The following is a 22,731-nucleotide window of genomic DNA, read 5'->3' on the forward strand; positions in this document are numbered from 1 at the left end:
TGCCGGAGATCTCAGAAGGACTCGTCAAAGGACACGTTGCCCTCGACCGCGACCTGGTAGGCGGACACCCGGCGCTCGAAGAAGTTGGCGAGCTTCTGCACGTCCTGGAGCTCCATGAACGCGAACGGGTTGGCGGTGCCGTACTTCTTCTCCAGGCCGAGCCTGGACAGCCGCTGGTCGGCCACGTACTCCAGGTATTCGCGCATGTGCTCGGCGTTCATGCCGCCGATGCCGTCGCCGCACAGGTCCCGGGCGAAGGCCAGTTCGGCGGTGACCGCCTCCTCGATCATCTGGGTGACCTGCTCGCCCAGCTTGTCGTCGAACAGGTCGGGCTCCTCGGCGCGCACGGTGTCCACGACGCTGAAGGCGAACTCCATGTGCATGGACTCGTCGCGGAAGACCCAGTTGGTGCCGGTGGCCGGCCCGCCGAACAGGCCGCGGGAGCGGAACCAGTACACGTAGGCGAACGCGCCGTAGAAGGACAGGCCCTCGATGCAGGCGGCGAAGCAGATCAGGTTGAGCAGGAAAGTCCGCCGGTCCTCCCGCGTCTCCAGCCGCTGCAGGTCCGACAGCGAGTCGATCCATCGGAAGCAGAACTCGGCCTTGTCCCGGATGGACGGGATGTTGTCCACCGCGGCGAACGCCTTGACCCGCTCGTCCGGGTCGGGCAGGTAGGTGTCGAGCAGCGTCAGGTAGAACTGCACGTGCACCGCCTCCTCGAACAGCTGCCTCGACAGGCAGAGGCGCGCCTCGGGGGCGTTGACGTGCTGGTACAGGTTGAGGACCAGGTTGTTGGCCACGATCGAGTCGCCGGTGGCGAAGAAGGCGACCAGGCGGTTGATCAGGTGGCGTTCCTGCGGCGACATCTTGGCCAGGTCGGCCAGGTCGGAGTGCAGGTCCACCTCCTCGACCGTCCACGTGTCGCGGATGGCCGCCCGGTAACGCTCGTAGAACTCGGGGTAGCGCATCGGACGGAGCGTCAGGCCCCTTCCGGGGTCTAGCAACATTACTGGCCCTCCTTCGTCGGTCCAGTAATGCTTTTCATGCTGTGTTTGATGGTTCCTTCGCTTCGCTCAGTCACTGGCACGCCTCGCAGTACTCGGGTTCTCCAGGGAGCAGGCGACCGCTTCCTGGACGGGGGCCGTCTGGACGGTGGTCTGAGCGATCCGGGTGGCCGGACGTGAACGCAGGTAATGGGTGGTCTTGATGCCCTTGTTCCAGGCATAGGCGTACATCGAGGAGAGCTTGCCGATCGTGGGCGTGGCCATGAACAGTTTCAGCGACCGCGACTGGTCGATGTACGGCGTGCGCGCCGCGGCCAGGTCGATCAGCGCCTTCTGCGGCAGCTCCCACGCGGTGCGATAGAGCACCTTCAGCTCATCCGGAATGCCGGGAACGTCCTGGACGGAGCCGTCGGCGCGCTTGATGGCGTCGCGCATGTCCTGCGTCCACGGCCCGCGCCCCTGGAGGTCGCGCACCAGATATCGGTTGACCTGCAGGAACTCACCCGACAGCGTCTCGCGCTTGAACACGTTGGACACCTGCGGCTCGATGCACTCGTAGCACCCGGCGATGGAGGCGATCGTCGCGGTCGGCGCGATGGCGATCATGAGCGAGTTGCGCAGCCCGGTCTCGGCGATCCTGGCGCGCAGGCGAGTCGAACGGCAGCCGCAGCGCGAAGAACACGTCGGCCGGGCCCATGACGCCGAGCCCGATCGGCCGCCACCGCCTGTTCGCCTTCTCGGCCTCGGGCGTCGGGTAGAAGCCCAGGTCGATGATGCGGTCGAGGAAGCGCACCGCGGTGCGGACGGTGCCGGCCAGCCGCTCCCAGTCCAGGCCGGCGCCGGTGAGGTGCGCGGCCGGGTTGACCGAGCCGAGGTTGCAGACCGCGGTCTCGCCGTCGCTGGTCACCTCCAGGATCTCGGTGCACAGGTCGGACAGGTGGATGACGTTCTCCGGCCTGGCCGTCTGGTTGGAGACGCGGTTGGCGGCATCCTTGAAGGTCATCCAGCCGTTGCCGGTCTGGGCGAGCGTGCGCATCATCCGGCCGTACAGGGTGCGGGCCGGCATCTGCCGCGTGTACAGGCTCCCCGCCTCGGCGGCGCGGTAGGCGGTGTCGAAGGCGTCGCCATACAGGGGCAGCCCTGGGATCGCACCAGGTTCCCTTTTGCTCCGCCTCCTGGGAGAGGCGAACCAGCGACAGTGCAGGATCCTACATTTAGTGGCCGATCCCGCAACTATCCCCGGTATGTTGTGCTCGGCGTGTCGAGCATGCCCAGTTCGCGGAGTACTCTGCGGGTGCGGGCGGACTCGGTGGCCAGCCATGTGGCGAAGTCGTCGCCGCTGAGCGGGATGGCCTCCCAGCCGCCGTTGCGGCAGGCCTCGTGCCACGGCGCCGACCGGGTCGCCTCCTCCATCATGCGCACCGCTGCGCCCCGCCGTTCGCGGTCCATCGCGGCGGGCCCGACCGCCGCGCACCAGTCGGCGAAGTCGACCCGCACCCCGCACTCCAGGAGCGTGGGGGCCTCGACGCCGGGCACCCGGACGGCCGAGGAGACGGCCAGCGGCCTGATCCGGCCGGAGTCGAGCCGGGCCCGCCAGTCGCGCAGCCGCCCGGTGGCCGCCGCGACCTTGCCGCCCTGCATGGCCGCCGCCACTTCCTGGGCGCCCGGGTAGCCGGTGTAGTCGATCTTCCTGACGTCCACGCCGAGCCCCTGCGCGATGAGGCCGAACAGCAGGTGATCGGGCTCGCCCAGGGGCCCGCCGGCCAGGTAGGTGCGTTCCGGCTGGGCCAGCAGGTGGGCGGCGAAGGCGTCGAAGTCCTTCAGCCGCGAGTTGGCCGGCACCACCAGCACCTCGACGTTGCCGGTGAGCCTGGCCAGCGGCGTGGTGGCGACGTGCATGGGGCGCTGGTCGTTCAGCTCGGCGGCGGCCAGCGCGGGCAGGCCGGTGACGGTGACGGTGGTCGCGCCGCCCGTGCCGGTGGCGGGGTAGCCGGTCCTGCGCAGGGTGCGGAAGAGCGCCTGCGCGACGGGCGCCCAGCGCTCGCCGCCGGGGACGACGCCGACGGGGCCGAGTCCGTGCCCGCCGCCACCCGCGGTGGCGCATCCGGAGGCACAGGCGGCCAGGCCGAGCCCGAGTGCGAAGAACTGCCGACGCCGCATGATGCCCCTCCCCGGAACCCGATAGACCTCCCATTACATGAGGTTATTGACAGATCACACGGTGTTACACATCGGGGGGCACTCTTCACGTATCATCGGCCGGCAGCGCGAACATCCTGATGTAGAGCGGGCGGGCGTCCGGGGGCGCGTCGTCGGCCCGGTAGCTGTACTTGGACAGCAGCGCGATGTACTCCTCGAAGAAGGCGTCGAACCCCTCCTTGGTCATCCGGCCGAACCCCCGCGAGGCCTTCGCCCAGTCGGGATCGCGCAGGTAGGCGGCTCCGAAGCGGTCCATCAGCGCACGGTCCTCTGCCATGCCGATGCGGTAGAACTCCTCCAGCACCGCGCGGCTCTCCGGCGCCACGTCGCGGAAGTTCGGCGTGCGGATGTCGCGCGGCATGTCGGCCTTGCGCCACCAGCGCTCACGGCCGGTCGAGCGCTCGGGGATCTCCTCGATGAAGCCGTACTTCTCCAGCTGGCGCAGGTGGTAGCTGGTCGTGCCGGTCTTGGCGCCGAGCAGTTCGCCCAGCGTGGTGGAGGTGGCGGGGCCGTGCACGTTGAGGTGCGACAGCATGCGCCTGCGCATCGGATGGGCCAGGGCCTTCAGGCGCTCGTGGTCGTCAAGATACAGCGGCGCCTCGTCCTCATCCTTCATGAGGAGAAAGCTTAGTCCTGCCGGATGATTTCTGCAGACACCTCTTTGCCGAGACCTCTCTGCAGAGTAGCGTCGGCAGCATGAAGAGGTTTGTGATCATGTTGTTCGCGCTCGTCTGCGCGTTCATCCCGGCCGCTCCGGCGCTGGCCGCCGACGGGCTGACCGTCACCGAGGTCACCTTCCGCGGCAGCGGCGGGCTCCAGCTGCACGGCAGCGTGCTGATCCCCTCCGGCGCCCGCGGGCCGCTGCCCGGCCTGGTGCTCGTGCACGGATCGGGCGAGGGAACTCCGCGCACGAAGCTGATGACCGAGGCCGAGGCCTTCGCCCGCCAGGGCCTGGCCGTGCTGGTCTACGACAAGCGCTCAGAGGGCTACTCGATGACCGTCCGCGACTACGGCCAGTTGGCCGGCGACGCGCTCGGCGCGCACGCGGTCCTGCGCGCTTTCGAGGGGGTCGACCGGGACAACGTCGGCATCTGGGGGCTGAGCGAGGGCGGCTGGGTCGCCCCGCTGGCCGCCACCCGCTCCAAAGACGTGGCGTTCGTGGTGATCGTCGGCGGCAACGCCATGGAGCCGCTGCGCCAGCAGACCTGGGCGGTCGCCGCCGGGCTGCGCAACGCTGGTGTAAGCGGCCCGGTGCCCGACCGCGGCGTGCCCGCCGTCTACCGGCTGCTGGCCGGCGCCGGGCAGTTCCCGATGCCCTGGCACGACGCGCAGGGCGTGCTCGCCCGGGTCACCCGGCCCGTGCTCGGCATCTGGGGCGCCCACGACCTGCTCACCCCGCCGAGGGAGACCCCGCCCTTGCTGGTCAAAGGCCTGGCGCACGAGAACTACACGCTGCGCTACTTCGCCGGCGCCGACCACGCCGCCCACCTCACGCCCGACCGCGGCGTCACCCGCTCCCCCGAGCTCGCGCCCGGCTACGCCGAGGCCGTCGGGACCTGGGTGAAACGCGTCGCCGCCGGGCGGCCGCCCACCGCCGAGAGCGTGGGCGAGCTGCCCACCCAAGCGTCCATGACCGTTCCGGTACCGCCGCCGGCCTGGTGGGAGTCGGCTGTGGTGCAGGTGGGGGCGCTGGTGTTGTTCCTCGTGGCCTTCCTGGGCTACCCGGTCTGGGCGCTGGTCAGGCGGGTGCGGGGCCGTACCCCGGCGGACACGGGGACGCGCTGGCCGAGGACGGTGGCGATCGCCGCGCCCGTCGCGGCGTTCGGCGCGCTGGCCTACCTGTTCTACTCGACCATGTCGGGCAGCAAGCTGGGCTCCCCCGGTCCGCTGGTGGCCGGCCGCCCGCTCGTCTGGCTGGTCCTGCAGGCGCTCGCGGTGCTCGCGCTGGTCGCGGCCGTTCTCACGGTGCCCGCCGCACGCCGGGCGCGTGGTTCCGAGCGGGTACGGCTGGCCGTCCTGCTGACCGGCGCCGCCGCCTTCCTGCCCTGGGCGCTGTACTGGGGACTGCTGATGCCGTGAGACCGGGCTAGTGGGGGCGGCTGGGGCTGTTGCCGGGTTTGCGGCCCATCGCGGCGCGCAGGTACGGCGGCAGCCGGTCCTCACCGACCAGCCGGGGGATGTCGGGCCGCCACTCGGTCACCTCGACCAGCCCCGGCTCGACCAGTTCGAAGTCGCCGAAGAAGCCCAGGATCTCCGCCTCGGTACGCCCCACGGCCCCGCCGACGGAGGAGCTCCGGTAGATGTTCTTGGCCTCCTCCTCCGCCTCCGGATCGCCGAGCGTCGGCACCGCGTGGGTGAGCACCAGGTAGCTGCCCGGCGGCACGGCCTCGCGCAGGACCGCGACCATGCCCGCCGGGTCGTCGGCGTCCTGGACGAAGTGCAGGATCGACACCAGCAGCACCGCGATCGGCTCGGTGCGGTCGAGGAAGCCGGTCACCTCGGGACTGGCCAGTAATTCTCTGGGCCGCAGCAGGTCGGCGTGGAGGAAGACGACCCGGCCCGACTCCTCCAGCAGCGCGCGGGCGTGCGCGGCCACGACCGGATCGTTGTCGACGTAGACGACCCGGGCGTCGGGCGCGATCTCGTGCACGTTGCCCTGGGTGGGCAGTCCGCTGCCGAGGTCGAGGAACTGCCTGACGCCCGCCTCGGTCAGCGCGCGCACCGCCCGCTGGAGGAAGGCGCGGTTGGCCCTGGCTATGGGGATGGCCTCCGGGATGTGCTTCGACAGCTGGTCGATCGCGTCGCGGTCGACGCCGAAGTTGTTCTTGCCGCCGAGCATGTAGTCATACATCCGCGCCAGATTCGGCGTCTGCGGGTCGAAGGCCACATCATGATCTTAGGTCTTCTCAGTCACAACTTCACTGGATACCGTCCGATTCATGGCCGATTTCGAGCATTTCCCCTTTCCGTCCGGTCCGCGGGGTGCCCCATCGGACCTTTACGCCGTCCGCCGCGAGAAGGAGCCACTCGGCCTGATCCAGGTGCCGAGCGGCGACGTCGTCCACCTGGCGACCCGCTACGAGGACGCCGCCATGGTGCTGACCGACCCGCGCTTCAGCCGCGACCTGTCCTACCCCGGCGCGCCCCGCATGTTCAGCGGCTTCACGATCGCCGAGGCGCCCGGCGGCCTGATCAGCATGGACCCGCCCGACCACACCCGCCTGCGCCGCCTGCTGTCGGGCACCTTCACCCCACGTCAGGTGAACGGCTGGCGCCCCCGCCTGCGCGAGCTGGCCACCGACCTCGCCGACCGGCTGCCCGCCGAGTTCGACTTCGTGACCGAGTTCGCCTTCCCGCTGCCCGTCCAGGTGATCTGCGATGTCATGGGCGTGCCCGGCATCGACAGCGAGCGGGTAAGGCGCTGGTCGGACGCCATGCTCTCCTCCTCCGGCCTCACCGAGGAGGAGAAGGCCCATTCGGCCGCCGAGTTCTACGCCTACTGCGCCACGATGATCGCCGAGCACCGCGACACCCCGGGCGACGGCCTGCTCGCCGCCATGATCGAGGCCAGGGACGGCGCCGACCGGCTCACCGAGGAAGAACTCGTCCGCATGACGCTCGGCCTGTTCCTCGCCGGGCACGAGACGACCGGCTCGATCCTGTCCAGGATGGCGCTGCGGCTGCTGGCTCCCCGCGACGGCTTCGAACGCCTGGTCGCCGACCCCGGCGTGATCCCGAAGGCGGCCGAGGAGCTGTTCCGCGTGGAGCAGCCCGGCGACAGCCCGCTCATCCGCGTCGCCACCGAGGACGTCGAGCTGCCGTCGGGGACGATCAGGAAGGGCGAGGGGGTCATCGCCTCCTTCGCCGGGGCCAACTTCGACCCCGGCGTCTTCCCCTCCCCCGCCACCATGGACTTCGACCGCGCCGCCGGGCAGTCACACCTGTCCTTCGGCCGCGGCGCCCACTACTGCGTGGGCGCCAACCTGGCCACGGCCGAGGTGCAGGAGTTCCTGGGCGTGCTGGCCGCGCGCATGCCGGGGTTGCGGCTGGCCGTACCGGCCGAGGAGGTGGAGTGGACGGCGGGCAGCATCATGGTCCGCCCGCTCCACCTGCCCGTGCGCAGGTAGCCGCTACTCGACCGTGACGCTCTTGGCCAGGTTGCGGGGCTTGTCGACGTCCCGCTCCAGGGCCACGGCGGCGTGGTAGGCCAGCAGTTGCAGCGGGATCGTCAGCAGGATCGGGTCCAGCTCGATCTCGTTCTTCGGCACCACGATCGCGTCGTCGGCCAGCTTGGCGTCGGGCTCGCGGTGGCCGATCATGAGGACGTTGCCGCCGCGGGCGCGGATCTCGCCGAGCGTGGTGAGGTTCTTGTCGAGCAGTTCGTCGTCGGGGACGATCGCCACCGTCGGCATCTCGGGGCCGATGAGCGCGAGCGGCCCGTGCTTGAGCTCGCTGGCCGGGTAGGCCTCGGCGTGGATGTAGGAGATCTCCTTGAGCTTCTGCGCGCCCTCCCTGGCCACGGGGTAGCCGCGCACCCGGCCGACGAACATGATCGACGGGCGGCCCGCGTACTTGCGGGCGAAGTCCCTGATCCGGTCGCCCTGCTTGAGGATCTCCTCGATCTGGTCGGGCAGCTTGGCCAGGCCGTCCACGATGCGGCGGCCGTCGGCGGGCGAGAGGTCGTGCACGCGGCCGAAGTGCAGGGCCAGCAGCGCGAACGCCACCGCGGTCGAGGTGAACGCCTTGGTGGAGGCGACCGAGACCTCCGGCCCCGCGTGCAGGTAGATGCCGCCGTCCACCTCGCGGGCGATGGCGCTGCCGACGGCGTTGACGATGCCGATGACGCGGCCGCCCTTGCGCTTGAGCTCCTGGACGGCGGCGAGCGTGTCGTAGGTCTCGCCCGACTGGCTGATCGCGACGTACAGGGTGTCGGGGTCGACGACCGGGTTGCGGTAGCGGAACTCCGAGGCGGGCTCGGCGTCGGCGGGAATGCGCGCGAGCTCCTCGATGAGCTGGGCGCCGATCTGGCCGGAGTAATAGGCGGAGCCGCAGCCGATGATCTTCACCCGGCGGAAGGAGCGGGTCTCGCGGGCGTCCATGTTGAGTCCGCCCAGGTGGGCGATGTGGAAGCGCTCGTCGAGGCGGCCGCGCAGCGTGCGGGCGACGGTCTCGGGCTGCTCGGAGATCTCCTTGAGCAGGTAGTGCTCGAAGCCGCCGGTGTCGTAGTGCCCGGCCTCGACGTCGACGGTCAGCGGCTCCTTCGCGGTCTCCAGGCCGCCGCTGGCGAAGGTGTGGAAGCCGTCGGCCCTGAGCACGGCCAGCTCGCCGTCCTCCAGGTGGACGACCTGGCGGGTGTAGCGGACCAGCGCGGCCACGTCCGAGGCGGCGAACATCTCCTTCTCGCCGATGCCGAGCACGATCGGGCTGCCGTTGCGGGCCACGACGACCTCGCCGGGCCGCTCGGCGTCGAGGACGGCGATGCCGTACGTGCCGACGACGCTCTTGAGCGCCTTCCTGACCGCCTCCTCCAGGCTGGAGGTCTCCTCGACGGTGCGGGCGATCAGGTGGGAGAGCACCTCGCTGTCGGTCTCGGAGGCGAAGACGACGCCGTCGGCCTCCAGCTTGGCGCGCAGTTCCGTGGCGTTCTCGATGATGCCGTTGTGGACGACCGCGACGCGCTCGTCGGTGGAAAGGTGCGGGTGGGCGTTGACGTCGCTGGGCTCGCCGTGGGTGGCCCACCGCGTGTGACCGATGCCGAGCGTGCCCTTGAACCGCGCGGGTACGGCCTGCGCCAGGTCGGCCACCCTGCCCTTGACCTTGCGGACCTTGAACCCCTTGCTGGAGACGACGACCCCGGCCGAGTCGTACCCGCGGTACTCCAGCCGCTGCAGTCCCTCCAGCAGGATGGGGGCGGCGTCCTTCGGACCGACGTAAGCCACAATTCCGCACATACGGGGCGTCCTCTCTTATCCGTAAACGATGCGGCGCAGCTGGCGCAGTGACAGCTCCGGTGCCGCGACCCGGCGTCCTGGCAACTCGGCGGCGATCCTGGGGAAGATCTCGTCGTTGGTGAGGCCGCGGGCCTTCAACTCGGCGTGCCGCCGCCGGACGAACTCCTCCACCGTTTCGGAGAAGTACGCCAGCACCTCGGCGACCACGCGGGCCGCCTCACCGGGGCCCAGCGGACTGGTCCTGGTGAGGTGCGCGATGAGCTCTTCGTAGGGATGCCGTGCCGTGGACACAGTCGAGGACATTACGCATCTGGGCCATGTTCAAACAACTTCCTGCCCGAAATCGGGCAGGAATTGGCGACTTCGTCCCGTGCCTTTGCCTCGGAAGGCCGCAAAATCGGACCACATACGCATCGCACGCCCCGGGTGACACTCTTCTCACAGGGCATGATTACTCTATGTAGTTGTATGCTGCCTTTCCGTGGGAGTTGTCATGCCACACTGGATCGCCCTCACCCTCGCCACCGGCCTCCTGACCGCACCCACCCCACAGCCCGGCCGACAGGGCGACTTCGCCGAAGCGGCCCGGGAGTACGGCGTTCCGGTCAGCGTGCTGCTCGGGGTCTCCTATCTGCAGTCGCGGTGGGACGACCATGCCGGGCAACCGAGCGTTTCCGGGGGGTATGGGCCGATGCACCTGGTGGACGGGGGCGCGGCCGTACCGGAAGGCCATCATCACGACGGCGACCCACGCGGCGACGACGCCCGCCCCATGCACCTCCCCACAACACCCCAAAGCCCTGCTGGTTCTGCCGAGGTCCCGGAGGACACGTTGGGGGAGGCGGCGCGGGTGAGCGGGATCGGGGCCGGGCGGCTGCGGCGCGATCCGGCCGCGAACATCAGGGGCGGGGCGGCGCTGCTGGCCTCCTATCGGGGGCGGCCCGGCGGGGCTCCGGCCGACTGGTATGACGCGGTCGTGCGGTACGCGGGGTCGCGGGGGTTCGCGGACGAGGTGTTCGCGCTGATGAGGGCGGGTGCGGCGCGCCGTACCGACGACGGGTCCCTCGTACGGCTGGCCGCCGCGCCCGGGGCGGTGCCGCCCGCGCGCCCGATGCGGAAGGCGGCGAGCCCGGCCGAGTGCCCGACGTCGCTGGACTGCGAGTGGATGCCGGCGGCCTTCAGGAAGTTCGGCAAGAAGAAGGACTACGGCAACCACGACCGCCTGAACCGGCCGAGGCGCGTCGACTACATCGTCATCCACGACACCGAGGGCTCATACGCGGGTGTGCCGTCCATGGTGGGCAATCCCAGATATGTCAGCTGGCACTACACCATCCGCTCCCGCGACGGACATGTCGCCCAGCACGTGCGAAATCGCGATATCGCCTGGCATGCGGGCAACTGGGATATCAACTCGCGCTCCATCGGCATCGAGCACGAGGGTTATCTGGCGCGGGGCGGCACCTGGTACACCGAGGCGATGTACCGCTCGTCGGCGCGGCTGGTGAAGCACCTGGCGTCGGTGTACAAGGTGCCGCTCGACCGCGCGCACATCATCGGCCACGACAACGTCCCCGGCACCACCCCGAGCACCGTGCCCGGCATGCACGAGGACCCCGGCCCGTACTGGGACTGGGCCCGCTACTTCGCCCTCATGGACGCCCCGCTCAAACCGGCCGGGAAGGGCGAATCAATCATCATCCGCCCCGACTTCGACGAGCACCGGGAGCACTACACCGGCTGCTCCAGCAAGCGCCCGGCCCGCGCCTGCCCGTCGCAGGGCTCGGCGTCGGTATGGCTGCGCACCGCCCCGCGCGAGGACGCGCCGCTCGTCGACGACATCGGCAAGCGCGTGGGCAAGGACAGCACCTACAGCGTGTACGACCACAGCGCGCGTGCCTCGACCGGCCAGCGGTTCGCCGTGGCCGGGCGCGAGGGCGAGTGGACCGCGATCTGGTACCTGGGCCAGCGGGCCTGGTTCCACAACCCGCCGTCAGCGCCGACCGCCATCCCGGCCGCGGGCCCGCTGGTGACGCCGGTGAAGGACAGGGTGCGGGTGTACGGCCGGGCGTACCCCGAAAAATCCGCCTATGCCGGATCGCGTAGCCGTTTCCAGCGCCATGTCCCCCTGAACTACGTCATCCGCCGCGGCCAGTCCTACTCCACCGGCCTCACCCTGACCGGCACCTACCACCGCGCCGACTCCATCCACCCCGCCCGCCACGACACCGTCAAGGGCCGGCTGCGCTACCACCAGATCCAGCTCGGACACCGGGTGATGTTCGTACGGGCGGAGGACGTGCGGCTCGTCAGATGACACGAGGACGTCGAGCCGAACGTCCCCGTGTGGACGCGCGTTGCGCACGGGCACTCCACGGAAGCGATATGGTTTTCCCGTGACCGGCGCTCACCGCCGGACACACGCGGAAGTGGCTCAGTGGTAGAGCATCACCTTGCCAAGGTGAGGGTCGCGGGTTCAAATCCCGTCTTCCGCTCGGAGTGCGATCTCCTGGTGGAGTGGCCGAGAGGCGAGGCAGCGGCCTGCAAAGCCGTCTACACGGGTTCAAATCCCGTCTCCACCTCGGTTGTACGGCGGACCGCCAGGATCCGCTAAAGTAGGTCAAGCGCCATGCGGAAGTGGCTCAGTGGTAGAGCATCACCTTGCCAAGGTGAGGGTCGCGGGTTCGAATCCCGTCTTCCGCTCGTTAACAACTGAATAATCCCAGGACGATTAGCTCAGCGGGAGAGCGCTTCCCTGACACGGAAGAGGTCACTGGTTCAATCCCAGTATCGTCCACCACGCTCCATAGCATATCAGGCTTGACCTGGTCAAACAGGAGACAGAGCCCCAGCTCATGGCCTATGCCGCGAGTCTGGGGCTTCTTGTTGTTTGTGGTTGTTCGCGACGGTTGCCAGTACGCGTGCTGACGATGTGCTGATGTGTGGCAGCTAGGCGCTGGCCTCGGCACTTGACGCCAACCTGGCGGGCGTTCAGGCTTCAGGTGCGCCACAGTCCGACACAGTCCAATCCGGGAGGAAACCATGCGGCTACGCTTCCTCGTGATCGATCCCGACACTGACGGCGACGACTGCCCCGCCCTGCACCTCGACGAGGAGACGGGCGATCTCGCCGTCATCGGCGAGACGATCACCGACCCTTCCGACCTCGCCGCCATCAAGGCGAGTACGGGACTAAAGTCCTGCGAGACGGCGATCATCATCCCGGCCCGCATGAGAAAGCACATCCTGGAGGCGCTGCGTGAACTCGACGACAGTTCCACCCTTCCCTGAGCTGATCGCAGGAGCCTCCTACAGCGCAGTGCATCTAGAGATGCGTGATGTCTATACGCCCGACGACCCATCGTTCATCGCGTTTCTGGGCGGACCGCCCTTCGACCGCACGCAGCGGGAACGCGAATGGAGGGACATCATCGACAGTGCCGTGTCTAGAGGCGTCACGGTCCGTCGTGCCCGGATCGTCTCTGAACCCATCACCGACTACATCCGCTTTGAGCACTCGGTAACGGATTCCATGAACATCGTCGCAGGGGAACGCGTGCGCTGGCTCCCTCGGAGTCAAGCATCTGATCTATGCCTGCCTGGAAACGACTTCTGGGTGTTTGACGATCATCTCGTCAGGTTCGGCCACTTCGCCGGAGACGGTTCCGTGACCGGCAAGGAACTACGCACAGAGCCTCCTGTCATCCAGCTCTGTCAGTCTGCCTTTGAGGCAGTCTGGCTCCGGGCAATCGACCACGCAGAATACAAGCCTCTGTAGACGACAGCCCGCGAGAGCACCATCGTGCCCACCTCGCCCTCGTCTTCGGTCCAAGAAGCGCGTAGAGCGCTCGCCAGTCGGCTACGCGCTATGCGCGAGGAAGCAGAGTTGACCGCCATCGAGCTGGCGAGGTTGGCCGGTTGGGAACGAACCAAGATCAGCAAGATTGAGCACCTAGCGCGGTCCCCATCCTTGGCCGACATTCGGACCTGGTGTCGGCTCTGCCGAGCCGAAGATCAAACTGATGATCTCCTGGCTGCACTGCGCGCCGTCACCGGCATGTATCAGGAATGGAAGCGACTCCAGCGCACGGGCCTACGTCGGCTCCAGGAGCAGCGGACTGCGGTGTTCGAGCAGACTCAGGAGTTTCGGAGCTACGCCTCCCAGGTGATTCCCGGTCTACTACAGACGCCGGAGTACGCGACTGCGATCTTGTCGGCGGTCGCTGTTCGCAACAAGCTGCCCAATGATGTTGAAGCCGCCGTTGCTGCGCGCATGAAGCGCGCCCGGCTCTTGCGAGAAGGTGGCCATCGCTTCGCATTCATCCTGGAAGAGTCCGTCTTGCGCTACCAAATCGGCGGTCCTACGGTCATGGCCGGGCAGCTCGGATACCTCCTTATGGTCATGGCTTTGCCGTCCGTCTCACTCATGGTGATTCCGTTCAGCAGGGCACGTAAGACGCACGCACTCGGCAACTTCAACATCTATGACCAAGCCGAAGTGCGAATCGAACTGTTGACAGCCGCCATAAACGTCACTGTGCCTTCCGAGATCGATCAATATCGCCGTGAGTTCGAGCTACTAGCCAGCATGGCGGTCACTGGATCTGAGGCGCGCTCGGTTATAGCCAAAGCCCTGGCCGACATGCAATGAACTCGCATGCCACACATTGCCACACTCGTTGAGCCTGGCTCGTAGCCGCTCCTACCGTCGAAGCATGGCCCCCACACGTAGACCATCCAGCAGACAGGCAGCCTCGTTCACCTGCGAGCTTGCCTCTGACGTCCGGAGCAGGCGCAGGGCCTTCGTGGGGGATCTTGCGCCGGAGGAGCTGGCGGAGATTGGGCCGGAGGCCGAGACGGAACCCGAGCTGCCGGAGAGCTGGACGCCGAACGAGTACCGAGCGTTGCTAGTGGCGCGAGGGGTGCAGGACTGCCAGCGCTCCATGGCGGCGGGGTTCGGCGGATATCTGGAGCTGGCCGAAGCGCATGGGCTGCTTGAGAAGCGCCCGAACACTGAGCCCTGGGGGCTGTTGATTGACGTGGAGGAGACGGCCTCATGAAGCTCAAGATCCAATGGAAGCCCTACTTCTCCGATACCGAGTACGGGATGGTCGGGGAGATCAAGGCGTTCTCGATTGTCCGCCACGGCTCGCAGTTCACGCTTGCACCGAGGCTGCCCGACGCCAAAGGCGTCACCCTGCCAGCGGAGGACTTCCGCGACCTGGAGAAGGCGAAGGCACGAGCAGACATGCTGCTGGAAGCGTTCCTGAAGGCATTCCTGGCCGACACGCGTCGGGCCAAACCCACGGCTGTTGCCGCCGAGGCATCCTGACGCCCACCCTGCGGGCATCGAGGTAGCTGACACTCAAAGCTCACGGCTGGTCCAACCTGCCCGAGGACACCACACCACCGTGTCGGGGCTGGCCGTGAAGGTGGCCCCCGTCTGCGAGATGACGGGGGCCATCAAATCCACCCACCACATCGCTAGGAGGTCTGTTCAGCATGTCTGTGGACTTGTACGCGAGAGAGCTAAGCCCAATGGACTTCCGCCGCATGTGCGGAGGCAACAACAACGAGGACGGCGAAGGAGAGAGCTGCTTGGAGATCGCCTCGCTTACGGGCGTGGACGACGCGTTCGCCCTGCGTGACTCGAAGAACCCGGATGCCGGGACGCTCCGCTTCACCGGTTCCGAGCTTCGCGCGGCCGGGATGACGACCATCTAACACGCCGCTCCTTGATGGCCCCTGCCCGACTGAAACAGGCAGGGGCCACGCTTCGACTGTACGGGGGGATCTGTTGCACTGGCACGGCTACACCTGGCACGGCAACGGGCAAGACCTGGCCCGTGAAGGCGAACGCCGCCCGACGTCACCAGAATTCTTTAGTTCTGTCCTGCCACCGATGCGGACCGGTGAATGGCTGGCCAAACCCGCATCACGGATCGCCGAGACGTTCGACGACGTGGACAAGGCCATCGCATGGATGCGGTCTCAGTACGCGCCAGCCGTACCTCACGACCAGATCCCGTTGTCTCTGCGTATGGATCAGGCGTATGACCTGTTGCCGCGGGGGGTCGATGTGGAGTGGTCCACGTGGCTACCAGGAGGCCGCTTCGCCAAGGTCAGCATGATCTGCTGCCCGAACAGGCACGTAAACCATCCGTGCCCTCAGTCCCGCAACGGGCAGTAGCGGCCGGCTCAGTCTTCCCAGGCCAACCCGCGTGTTTGGAGGCATTTCGATGCTGCGCAAGCACCTGTACATGCTCGCGCCGTTCCTGCTGCTGGCTCTCGCGTTCGGCTGGTGGCTGGCAGTCGTGGACTTCTAGCCGACCAGCCCGGCCAACGGCGCAGCGGTACAGATCCGCGAGACGGACGCGAACCTCAAGGACGGGGTTGCCCGCGATCGCCCGGCCGGGTGGCCGGTACGCGTCGGATTCAACGTACTGAGCCGTTCGAGGGTCACGTACCCGTACGGGCCGGGAGCGTGTACACGCTCTGGGAAGTACCGATGTAGCCGTGAGAACAGAACAGGCCCCCGCCGTAGCGGGGGCCTTTATCTGTTGCTAGGCAGCTACTTCAGCGGCGGGGAACAGAGCCTCAGGAGCGCTCTTGGCGCGGCTGCGCCGTGTGGTCTTGGGCTTGGCCGTAGGAGCCTCCTGCGGGACCTGAGGGGCTTGTACGGCGAGCATCTGGGCCAGGATGCCCTGAAGGAGTTCCGCCCCTGCCGGGGAAGCAAGGTAAGCCTTTACCGCGTCCTCAGAGACGGCAGCCTCCTCCGTGACCTCCTCCTCAGGCTCGGGAGCCGTCTCCGGCCCTTCCATGCTCTGGAAGAACGCCCGCAGAGCGTCAACGCCCTTGGGAAGATCGGGGTTGACCGTGACCGGCCGAACCACCGGCGTGGCCGGTGCGACAGGCTCAGGAGAGACAACCTCGGGGGCGACTTCCGGCAACGACGGAAGTTCCATGACCTCGGGGACTTCTTCTGTAAGGTCATCCCCCCACAGCTCGACCGTGCCGCTTTCGTCAAGCGGCTCCGCATACCTGTAGACCAGGGCGGGCCGACCTCCCGTGGACGGCATCTTGACCGCCTCGATCGTGTCGAGATCCTGAAGGAGAAGTTCCAGGTCGGCCTTCTTCAGGCCGAACTTCCGGTACAGAACCGTGGACTGGACGCCCTTGTGTCCGGCTTCCTTCACGAAGTTCTCGATCTTGACCGCAAGCGCGGTCTCCTCCGACGCTTCAGCTTCGGGCAGCACATAAGCGATCGTCTGAATCGAGTAGGTGACCAGCGCCAACGCTGCATCGAAGTCAGCTTCGCTGATCTCGTCCCGGCGCTCCGACAGGGCGAACAGTCCCGCGAGGCGGATCATGTAGATCATCGCCCGCTCTGCGTACTGGCTCATGGCTTCGGTCGCGATCATCGCCCGCACGATTGGCCGGTGCTTGGTCTCAAAGACCCGTGCCACGTGTGCAGGCACGGTCACCGTGTCCACCTGACGCGCGTACTCACCGGCCTGCCTGAGGGCGCGTCCGGCCTGCCGGATGACTTCATGAGCGTCGGCGGACTCGAACAGGGGCAGAACCTTGGACTGCTCAACCCACACAGGGAGAACGCGGTTCCAGGTACCGCCTGTGGCATCTTTGCCCCCAGCCACAGCCGCCCAGTTCTTCGGCTGCACGTGCATGATCAAACCCAGGTGCGGACGACGTACCCGCAGGTCATCGACTTTCGTCTTGTGCGCCAGGGATTGGGCGTCGAACGCCTTCCGCAGGTAGACACCCAACTTCGCATCCCTGCGAGCGTTGGACAGAAGGGCATCCCCCTCCTCCTCCACGAACCACACCGGGTTCGCGAGCGTGCCCTCCGCACGGTCTGACAGTTCCGTGATCAACCCCAGGCCCGTGGCCGGAAGCCCGTCTACCGTGGACTCTTCCGCGAACGTCGAGAATGCCGCGTTCACCACGCGACGCGCGATGCCAGTAGCGGTGCCCTTCGCACCGACACCGGAGCGTCCCACCAGACGCCCCACAGAGCCAGAGGGGTGGAGCCCTTCCCGGTCTCCACGCTGGGGCCGTAGCCCACGTACGCCGAGTAGGCGGACATGAGCGTCAGCATGACGCCGACCTTGCTTCCCTCCGTGTGGGGGTCGAGAGCGTCAGCGATGCGACCGAACAGGCCATGGAACGTCTCAGGAGCGATGACAGGAGCGTTGGAGGACATGGGCTTGATAGCCTTCCTGGTGTTGGCCCGTGAGTGCGTGTCTTGGCGGATGTGACACTCACGGGCTGGCTTATGTCTGGGGCTCGACTTCCTACCTTTCGTACTTTCGTGGTGAAGCCGAGCGATCCGGAAGCTATAGCAGCCGGACTTTCGTTGTCAAGAGACAAGATAAAGTCCCTAGCGAGCTTCTTACTTTCGTCATCGCCCCCGAGGGTTGGGGGGTACCCCTAAAGTCTAAGAAACGTGACCCCGCCGGTGGGGCTTCCTCGGTCAGTGCGCAAATCTGGTCAATATTGAGCGAGCGATACTCGATAAAAGTAAAAATAAGAAAGGCCCCAAGCTATTAAGCTTGGGGCCCGCCGTGCGCGTTCCTATTTTTCTAGCTTTCCGAGGCGATGATAAGTGCCCCGGGGCGAATCACCCTGGCTCCCGCCACATGGAGACCACGAACGACATAACCAAACTTGGTCGGACTGCGGAAGCTCTCGACATTTACAATCTGATCACCAAAGGTCGTTGCGATAGGCGAACCAACAATCATATTCACATTGGCGGGAAGGTGCGGCGTAACCGCAACCGTGAAACCGGCAAGGGAACCAATAACGCCGTTCTGGATGGGCACGCCACTTCCGTAACTACTGGCGATAAACTTGTCGTGCTTAAGAATCATTGCCTTGACCTCGGGACGAACAACAGCGAAACGCCGGGCTGCTGGAACATCATCGTTGTCCAGGATTACGCCATAATCAACAAGGGCGATAAAGGGGTCTCCGAGAGTCGCGCCTGTCGTCTTGAAGACCTTCTTATTTGCTGCCAAAGCACCAGCAAGCATCTTTGTGCCCACGTAGGTGTCAGCAGCAACGCGAAGAGCCTGCACGCTCTCCATCGTGGCAGTGATAATCATGTCGCCAGCAGCCTGCACACGGTCAAGGTCGTCCAGGATGAAAGCGAAAGCCTTGCCATGATCAATCGCGAGAAGCTGGTCCTCGGTTTCGAGTAGCTGCGGAACAACATCGACGTTCCGGCTGTAGTCAACGATGGTAGGACGGGTCAGCGAGTCAATGTGAACCTGATCCCCAGGTCCCTTGATTTCGCCTTCGAAGTCGCGGTTGATGCAAACCCCAGACCCGAGAACAAGGTTCTCCTGAAGAGGCACCATGAGTTCCGAGGCCCACACCTCAGGAATGAAACTATCTACGGGCGTATTTCCCGCAGCGGGGAAAACTGCCATGTGTAACCTTCCTTACGATTAGCTGAATGAGTGATCTGGGTGATTAGCTTCCTTCGTGTACCTAGCCGCCGCAGGTGAAGCCGATAGGGGCGTAAATCAGCTCTAGGCCCAGCGCCGGGTTGATGATCGGCTCAAAACGCGGCTGACACTCGGCGTTGAAGGCGTCAGCCTTGAGAAACGTTTCCAGGTCCTCCAGGTTCCAGTTCTCAAGGTCGGCCTCGGTGGTGATAACGTAGGTCATATGGTGCTCCTTTCGACGAAAGAAAGAACGGCGTGTTCCCTCCACTCGTAATTACTGTGCCGACGCTAGGTCGGCCCACCATCGCGGATGGGTTGTGAACCACTCATGGCGGCCCAGATCCCGAGTGTGGGTTTCCTCGCAGGTACGGCCCTCATCCGGCCCCAGATGGCCGCCGAGATAGGTTTCCTGACTGGTGACGCGGTAGCCGCCGGAGGTGAACTCCCACACGTCCAGGAGATGCCGACTCCGATACGTTAATCCCCATTCATTCCAGGACGGCCCTGAAAGGGCCGGAGAGCGTTTGGTGAACAACTTCGGATGTCTGGATGCCACTTCCGCTACGCGGGCTTCAGCGGCGTTCTCAGGACGCCCAGCGGCGACCAGTGCGGCGAGGGCGAAACAGCGGCCCGAGCAATACCGGTTCTCAGCCCACGTCAGCTCTTTGACCAGATGACAGTGCGCGCACCGCGCATAGGTGCGTTGCCGGTTGGCCAGGTACGCCACCCGGTGGGCCGCCTGGTGAGTCTTGGAGCAAAAGCCGGGGTAGCGGCCCCGGCCCTTTGGATAGTCGAACGTCCTCCCACAGGAGGCAAGCCCGCATCGCAGGCGCACCACTGGATGCGCCGGTAACCCTGTATTGCCGTTGTGGCGGCCTAGATGCCTCTGACCAGTCCTGCCGGGGTGTTGGGCGTGCCCCTGCCGGGCACGCTGCGTGATGTCGCTGGAGTCGATGGTCTCTCCCTTGCTCCGGCGCTCAGGTCGCCGGCTGTTGTGTCGAAGGATGGATCTGACAAAAGATCAAGAAGATACCTCCGGCCCCAGTGGAGGGCCGGGAAGTGGAAAGACGAAACACAAGAAGTCTCGTCAACGCCTACGGGCGCGATCCTTGGTGGTCTTACGGGCGTGACACGCCCGATGGATGCAACGGAGGTTGAATGACTCTCAGCCTCCGCCGAGGAACGGCGGTGACATGGTTTGCGTCAAAGGCCTCCGGGAGGCCGCAACGATGGATCAATCTATGGCAGCCGATGGCTGCTCATGCGTAACAAGAATCGATAGAGCAGCCCGAGGGCTGCCTTGTATCAGTAGTAGTCATAGGGGCCTCCGGCCCCCCTTGATAGACAAGTTCAGATAGAGCCAGCCCCAGGGGGCTGGCCTTACCTATTGTCCGTAACCCCTTTCTCCTCCGTCGAGATAAAGAGATATAGAGAGGGCGGCGTATCACCGCAGGTCAAAGGGGTAGTCCAATCCAGGTCCGGCGGACCGCTCAATCCACATCCATAGGACTACGGTCACGGTGTTGCCGGACTCAGGCGGCTCGTTCGTCCCAGCCGATGCGCTGTGATTCCCAGGTGTGGTGTGCCGGGCACATTCCTCCCCGGTCCAACTTCCTCTCCCACAGGTCCCGAGGCAGCCACACGCACGTCTCCCCACCCCCAGGCAGCACCAGGCCCGCGTCCCTTAGCTTCTTCAAGGTGGCGTAGACGGTAGAGCGCGAAGCGGGCTTCAGGCGCCCGTCCAGTCGCTTGGAGAGGATCTCCCTTAGCTCCCCCTTGTTAAAGATCGCGTGCCCGGTGTTGTTGGCGCGAGCCATGGCCGTCAACAGAAGTCGAGCGTCAAGGGAGAGGGTGTGCCCCTGCCGGGCCACGCTCCCGGCGTAGCGCTGAACCACCATGCCGAACTGTCGTTCGGGGTAAGCCATATTCATGATCAAATCTCCTCAGATGTCGTTGCTGGTCAATTGATGGTCTGGCGCTCCAGCCAGGCCTCTACGTCGCGTTCGCGGAACTTCACGTTGCGCCCGACCCTGATGCCCTTCAGGCCCCAGGCCCGCCACTTGCTGTAAACGGTGCTCTTCGGCACGCCCAAGAGGGCGGCCACCTCTTCCACGCTCAAAAGCCTGTTGCTGCCTCCACTACTCAAACGATCGCTCCTTCCTCCGTTGCTTCCTGCCTTCGGCGTCATCGCACGGTCGTTGACCGGCTAGACCAGATTCTATGTCACGAGGCACTAGGTTTACACCTGGTTAAGGTGTTATCGTGATCACATGATGCCGACTGACTCGCCCCACAGGGGCGGACCCTACGAACTCGACCCCGCACAGTACGGCTGGACCCTCCCTGACGGCTGGAGCCTGTGGGCCGATACCCCCGACGGCATCCCTACCGAGCTGCGCGGCCGGTACGTCATCGACGGCATAGACGTCACCTTCACGGCGCAACCCCGCTGGATCACCAACGGCCCCCTCAGCGTGGCCCTCGACATCACGCCCTTCGACACCGAGTCGGCGGAACGCGCCCTCGACAGTGACGGCATCACGTTGCAAGTCCTGCGCTCCGTCCCCCTGGGCGAAGCCCGCCGCGTCATCACCGAGTGGGGCGACCGCATCCGTGAGCGCTTCTACCCAGAACTACTCCCACCGCCGATCCCCGCGCACGTCACCAACGAGTACGACTACGCCGTGACCGCCATGGCCTACGTGCAGCTCACCCACATGGGCGAACGCCGCCCCCTCCAGGCGATGGCCGAAGCCGCAGGCATCAACCGCGAAACCATGAGCGCCCGCCTGCGCCGCGCCCGCCAACTAGGGCTCCTCATCACCTACGGAGCAGGGAAACCCGGTGGTGAACTCACCGACAAGGCCGTAGCCCTGCTCAACCCCACCAACGACACTGACGAAAGGAACTAAATTGGCATCTTTAATCAAGAAGTGTGAGTGCGCGGAGACCAAGACCGGGCGCACGCTCAACCTCCGCAAAGCCGACGACCGCAAAACGGCTGAGAAGGTGTGGGCCCGGTGCGGCCACTCATGGGTCCTCCGCTATCGGCCTGGAGGACGCGGCACCAAGCAGACCGAGGCGTCCTACCCGCACGAGATGAAGAAAGACGCCGAAGAGTACGCCCGGCGGGTGGAGTCCGCCAAGGTGACCCACCTCAAGGTCACCGCTGACCCCAAAGCCGGTGCCGTCCTCTTCCGCACGTTCGCCGATGAATGGGTGCAGCGCTTCAGTGGCAAGCCCGGCACGTTCCGCACCTACCGGGGCTACCTCGCCAACCAGATCTATCCGATCCTGGGCGACCGGCGTATCAACAGCATCCGCACCGATGAACTCCAAGCCCTGGTGCAGCAGATCAAGGCCGAGCGTTCGGTATCGGTGCAACGCGGCGTCATCTCCGTCCTGCGGCGGATCTTCGCCCACGCCGTCACCAAGCGCCTGATGGCCGAATCGCCGTTCCAGGACATCGCCACCCCCAAGGCCCCACCCCGCAAGGAACTCAACGTCCCCACCTGGACCCAGGTCAAGGCGATTGCCGATGCGATGCCCGAGCAGTGGCGACCCATCGTCTGGCTGATGGCCGGGGCAGGGCTCCGCATAGACGAAGCTCTCGCCTTCCATCGCGATTGCATCCGCACCGACCGACTTCGCATCCACGAGCAGTACGACCGCCGCGACGGCTTAACTCCTCTAAAGCACCGCGAGGAGGGTGAGAGCCGGTACATGCCCCTCCCGGCCTACCTGCGCGACATCCTGACCGATCACATTGCCACCCACACCACCCACTCAGGCGGCTACTTGTTCGCCGGGGAGAAGTCCAGGTTCGTGGTGGACGACACCTTCCGTACACGCTTCACCGACGCCGTGAAGAAGGCTGGTATCAAGACCCGCTTCACCCCCCACGACCTACGCCACACCTTCGCCTCGCGCGCCCTGGCCGACGGAGTCCGCATCGACGCCGTGGCCCGCTGGCTCGGCCACAAGGACATCAACGAGACCTACAAGACCTACGCCCACCTACTACCCGACGAGTACGCCAAGGCCGCCAAGGTCCTAGACGCCGCCTACCGGGAGGCCACCCCAACAGCTCAGGCGGCGTGAGGGGTG

Annotated in this window: 23 protein-coding genes and 4 tRNA genes; 15 read left to right on the plus strand and 12 right to left on the minus strand. The window is 66.1% G+C overall.

Features of this window, described 5'->3' with window-relative positions; translation table 11 throughout:
- Window positions 1-11: 11 nt before the first annotated feature.
- The 5 genes from HNR40_RS16930 to HNR40_RS16945 form a co-directional block, all read right to left on the minus strand.
- Window positions 12-968, minus strand: coding sequence for a ribonucleotide-diphosphate reductase subunit beta (locus tag HNR40_RS16930; protein WP_246509160.1), 957 nt, complete (start codon window positions 966-968; stop codon window positions 12-14).
- Window positions 969-1,073: 105 nt separating this feature from the next.
- A complete protein-coding gene (locus tag HNR40_RS54610; RefSeq protein WP_246509161.1) occupies window positions 1,074-1,610 on the minus strand; it encodes a ribonucleotide reductase barrel domain-containing protein in 537 nt (178 codons plus the stop codon).
- Entirely contained in the window at window positions 1,504-2,325 is an 822-nt protein-coding gene (locus HNR40_RS54615) for a ribonucleotide reductase barrel domain-containing protein (protein WP_246509162.1), read from the minus strand. Before HNR40_RS54615 ends, HNR40_RS54610 begins: the two co-directional genes overlap by 107 nt.
- Window positions 2,238-3,164 carry a Bug family tripartite tricarboxylate transporter substrate binding protein gene (locus tag HNR40_RS16940; RefSeq protein WP_184962248.1) on the minus strand — a complete coding sequence of 309 codons (927 nt, stop codon included), beginning with the start codon at window positions 3,162-3,164 and terminating at the stop codon, window positions 2,238-2,240. Before HNR40_RS16940 ends, HNR40_RS54615 begins: the two co-directional genes overlap by 88 nt.
- An 85-nt stretch (window positions 3,165-3,249) precedes the next feature.
- Complete coding sequence (locus HNR40_RS16945; RefSeq protein WP_184962250.1) at window positions 3,250-3,819, minus strand: ArsR/SmtB family transcription factor; 570 nt, start codon at window positions 3,817-3,819, stop codon at window positions 3,250-3,252.
- Window positions 3,820-3,899: 80 nt separating this feature from the next.
- On the opposite strand from HNR40_RS16945, the gene HNR40_RS54620 reads away from it, so the two are divergent.
- Entirely contained in the window at window positions 3,900-5,282 is a 1,383-nt protein-coding gene (locus HNR40_RS54620) for an alpha/beta fold hydrolase (RefSeq protein WP_184962252.1), read from the plus strand.
- A 7-nt stretch (window positions 5,283-5,289) separates the two neighbouring features.
- Here HNR40_RS54620 and HNR40_RS16955 read toward each other — a convergent pair whose 3' ends face one another.
- A complete protein-coding gene (locus HNR40_RS16955; RefSeq protein WP_312896388.1) occupies window positions 5,290-6,090 on the minus strand; it encodes an SAM-dependent methyltransferase in 801 nt (266 codons plus the stop codon).
- Window positions 6,091-6,142: 52 nt separating this feature from the next.
- Here HNR40_RS16955 and HNR40_RS16960 point away from each other — a divergent pair, with 52 nt between their 5' ends.
- Window positions 6,143-7,330: a cytochrome P450 gene (locus tag HNR40_RS16960; RefSeq protein ID WP_184962254.1), complete on the plus strand. Its 1,188-nt coding sequence runs from the start codon at window positions 6,143-6,145 to the stop codon at window positions 7,328-7,330.
- 3 nt (window positions 7,331-7,333) lie between these two features.
- On the opposite strand, the gene glmS is transcribed toward HNR40_RS16960, so the two are convergent.
- Together glmS and HNR40_RS16970 are read right to left on the minus strand one after the other, a co-directional pair.
- Entirely contained in the window at window positions 7,334-9,142 is a 1,809-nt protein-coding gene (gene glmS / locus HNR40_RS16965; RefSeq protein WP_312896389.1) for a glutamine--fructose-6-phosphate transaminase (isomerizing), read from the minus strand.
- Between the two features lie 27 nt (window positions 9,143-9,169).
- On the minus strand, window positions 9,170-9,445 hold the full coding sequence (locus HNR40_RS16970) for a hypothetical protein (RefSeq protein WP_446685776.1): 276 nt from the start codon (window positions 9,443-9,445) through the stop codon (window positions 9,170-9,172).
- Window positions 9,446-9,647: 202 nt separating this feature from the next.
- On the opposite strand from HNR40_RS16970, the gene HNR40_RS16975 reads away from it, so the two are divergent.
- The 11 genes from HNR40_RS16975 to HNR40_RS17025 all read left to right on the plus strand — a co-directional run bounded on the left by HNR40_RS16975 (window position 9,648) and on the right by HNR40_RS17025 (window position 14,878).
- Window positions 9,648-11,471: a peptidoglycan recognition protein family protein gene (locus tag HNR40_RS16975; protein WP_184962260.1), complete on the plus strand. Its 1,824-nt coding sequence runs from the start codon at window positions 9,648-9,650 to the stop codon at window positions 11,469-11,471.
- Between the two features lie 106 nt (window positions 11,472-11,577).
- Window positions 11,578-11,649: transfer RNA gene (locus tag HNR40_RS16980), tRNA-Gly, on the plus strand.
- Window positions 11,650-11,665: 16 nt separating this feature from the next.
- A tRNA-Cys gene (locus HNR40_RS16985) sits at window positions 11,666-11,736 on the plus strand.
- Window positions 11,737-11,785: 49 nt separating this feature from the next.
- Window positions 11,786-11,857: transfer RNA gene (locus HNR40_RS16990), tRNA-Gly, on the plus strand.
- A gap of 22 nt (window positions 11,858-11,879) precedes the next feature.
- Window positions 11,880-11,954: transfer RNA gene (locus tag HNR40_RS16995), tRNA-Val, on the plus strand.
- Window positions 11,955-12,196: 242 nt separating this feature from the next.
- Window positions 12,197-12,445 (plus strand): hypothetical protein, encoded by a 249-nt coding sequence (locus HNR40_RS17000; protein WP_157245640.1) that lies wholly within the window; start codon window positions 12,197-12,199, stop codon window positions 12,443-12,445.
- Window positions 12,414-12,932 (plus strand): DUF6879 family protein, encoded by a 519-nt coding sequence (locus HNR40_RS17005; protein WP_184962262.1) that lies wholly within the window; start codon window positions 12,414-12,416, stop codon window positions 12,930-12,932. Before HNR40_RS17000 ends, HNR40_RS17005 begins: the two co-directional genes overlap by 32 nt.
- 24 nt (window positions 12,933-12,956) lie before the next feature.
- A complete protein-coding gene (locus tag HNR40_RS17010; RefSeq protein ID WP_184962264.1) occupies window positions 12,957-13,805 on the plus strand; it encodes a helix-turn-helix domain-containing protein in 849 nt (282 codons plus the stop codon).
- Window positions 13,806-13,869: 64 nt separating this feature from the next.
- On the plus strand, window positions 13,870-14,214 hold the full coding sequence (locus tag HNR40_RS17015; RefSeq protein ID WP_184962266.1) for a hypothetical protein: 345 nt from the start codon (window positions 13,870-13,872) through the stop codon (window positions 14,212-14,214).
- Window positions 14,211-14,486, plus strand: a complete 276-nt coding sequence (locus HNR40_RS17020; RefSeq protein WP_184962268.1) for a hypothetical protein — start codon at window positions 14,211-14,213, stop codon at window positions 14,484-14,486. Before HNR40_RS17015 ends, HNR40_RS17020 begins: the two co-directional genes overlap by 4 nt.
- Window positions 14,487-14,656: 170 nt before the next feature.
- Window positions 14,657-14,878: a DUF397 domain-containing protein gene (locus tag HNR40_RS17025; RefSeq protein ID WP_184962270.1), complete on the plus strand. Its 222-nt coding sequence runs from the start codon at window positions 14,657-14,659 to the stop codon at window positions 14,876-14,878.
- 839 nt (window positions 14,879-15,717) lie between these two features.
- Here the strand turns inward: HNR40_RS17025 and HNR40_RS17030 are convergent.
- From HNR40_RS17030 to HNR40_RS17050, 4 genes are all read right to left on the minus strand, one after another.
- Window positions 15,718-17,172, minus strand: coding sequence for a DUF3987 domain-containing protein (locus HNR40_RS17030; protein ID WP_184962271.1), 1,455 nt, complete (start codon window positions 17,170-17,172; stop codon window positions 15,718-15,720).
- A 582-nt stretch (window positions 17,173-17,754) separates the two neighbouring features.
- Window positions 17,755-18,606 carry a phage major capsid protein gene (locus HNR40_RS17035; RefSeq protein ID WP_184962273.1) on the minus strand — a complete coding sequence of 284 codons (852 nt, stop codon included), beginning with the start codon at window positions 18,604-18,606 and terminating at the stop codon, window positions 17,755-17,757.
- Between the two features lie 61 nt (window positions 18,607-18,667).
- Window positions 18,668-18,847, minus strand: a complete 180-nt coding sequence (locus tag HNR40_RS17040) for a hypothetical protein (protein WP_184962275.1) — start codon at window positions 18,845-18,847, stop codon at window positions 18,668-18,670.
- Window positions 18,848-20,584: 1,737 nt separating this feature from the next.
- Window positions 20,585-20,737 carry a helix-turn-helix domain-containing protein gene (locus tag HNR40_RS17050; RefSeq protein WP_312896390.1) on the minus strand — a complete coding sequence of 51 codons (153 nt, stop codon included), beginning with the start codon at window positions 20,735-20,737 and terminating at the stop codon, window positions 20,585-20,587.
- Window positions 20,738-20,894: 157 nt separating this feature from the next.
- Between HNR40_RS17050 and HNR40_RS17055 the strand changes: the two genes are divergently transcribed.
- Together HNR40_RS17055 and HNR40_RS17060 are read left to right on the plus strand one after the other, a co-directional pair.
- On the plus strand, window positions 20,895-21,536 hold the full coding sequence (locus tag HNR40_RS17055; protein WP_184962281.1) for a hypothetical protein: 642 nt from the start codon (window positions 20,895-20,897) through the stop codon (window positions 21,534-21,536).
- A 1-nt stretch (window position 21,537) separates the two neighbouring features.
- Window positions 21,538-22,725 (plus strand): tyrosine-type recombinase/integrase, encoded by a 1,188-nt coding sequence (locus HNR40_RS17060; protein ID WP_184962283.1) that lies wholly within the window; start codon window positions 21,538-21,540, stop codon window positions 22,723-22,725.
- Window positions 22,726-22,731: the final 6 nt, after the last annotated feature.

Origin of the sequence: Nonomuraea endophytica, assembly GCF_014203235.1 — a bacterium.
GTDB classification, from domain to species: Bacteria; Actinomycetota; Actinomycetes; order Streptosporangiales; family Streptosporangiaceae; genus Nonomuraea; species Nonomuraea endophytica.

Bases quoted from the DNA above. Each gene is read 5' to 3' on its own strand.
- HNR40_RS16930 (WP_246509160.1), bottom strand. From the start codon at position 968: ATGCGCTACCCCGAGTTCTACGAGCGTTACCGGGCGGCCATCCGCGAC.
- HNR40_RS54610 (WP_246509161.1), bottom strand. From the start codon at position 1,610: ATGATCGCCATCGCGCCGACCGCGACGATCGCCTCCATCGCCGGGTGC.
- HNR40_RS54615 (WP_246509162.1), bottom strand. From the start codon at position 2,325: ATGGCTGGCCACCGAGTCCGCCCGCACCCGCAGAGTACTCCGCGAACT.
- HNR40_RS16940 (WP_184962248.1), bottom strand. From the start codon at position 3,164: ATGCGGCGTCGGCAGTTCTTCGCACTCGGGCTCGGCCTGGCCGCCTGT.
- HNR40_RS16945 (WP_184962250.1), bottom strand. From the start codon at position 3,819: ATGAAGGATGAGGACGAGGCGCCGCTGTATCTTGACGACCACGAGCGC.
- HNR40_RS54620 (WP_184962252.1), top strand. From the start codon at position 3,900: ATGAAGAGGTTTGTGATCATGTTGTTCGCGCTCGTCTGCGCGTTCATC.
- HNR40_RS16960 (WP_184962254.1), top strand. From the start codon at position 6,143: ATGGCCGATTTCGAGCATTTCCCCTTTCCGTCCGGTCCGCGGGGTGCC.
- HNR40_RS16975 (WP_184962260.1), top strand. From the start codon at position 9,648: ATGCCACACTGGATCGCCCTCACCCTCGCCACCGGCCTCCTGACCGCA.
- HNR40_RS17000 (WP_157245640.1), top strand. From the start codon at position 12,197: ATGCGGCTACGCTTCCTCGTGATCGATCCCGACACTGACGGCGACGAC.
- HNR40_RS17015 (WP_184962266.1), top strand. From the start codon at position 13,870: ATGGCCCCCACACGTAGACCATCCAGCAGACAGGCAGCCTCGTTCACC.
- HNR40_RS17020 (WP_184962268.1), top strand. From the start codon at position 14,211: ATGAAGCTCAAGATCCAATGGAAGCCCTACTTCTCCGATACCGAGTAC.
- HNR40_RS17025 (WP_184962270.1), top strand. From the start codon at position 14,657: ATGTCTGTGGACTTGTACGCGAGAGAGCTAAGCCCAATGGACTTCCGC.
- HNR40_RS17035 (WP_184962273.1), bottom strand. From the start codon at position 18,606: ATGGCAGTTTTCCCCGCTGCGGGAAATACGCCCGTAGATAGTTTCATT.
- HNR40_RS17040 (WP_184962275.1), bottom strand. From the start codon at position 18,847: ATGACCTACGTTATCACCACCGAGGCCGACCTTGAGAACTGGAACCTG.
- HNR40_RS17055 (WP_184962281.1), top strand. From the start codon at position 20,895: ATGATGCCGACTGACTCGCCCCACAGGGGCGGACCCTACGAACTCGAC.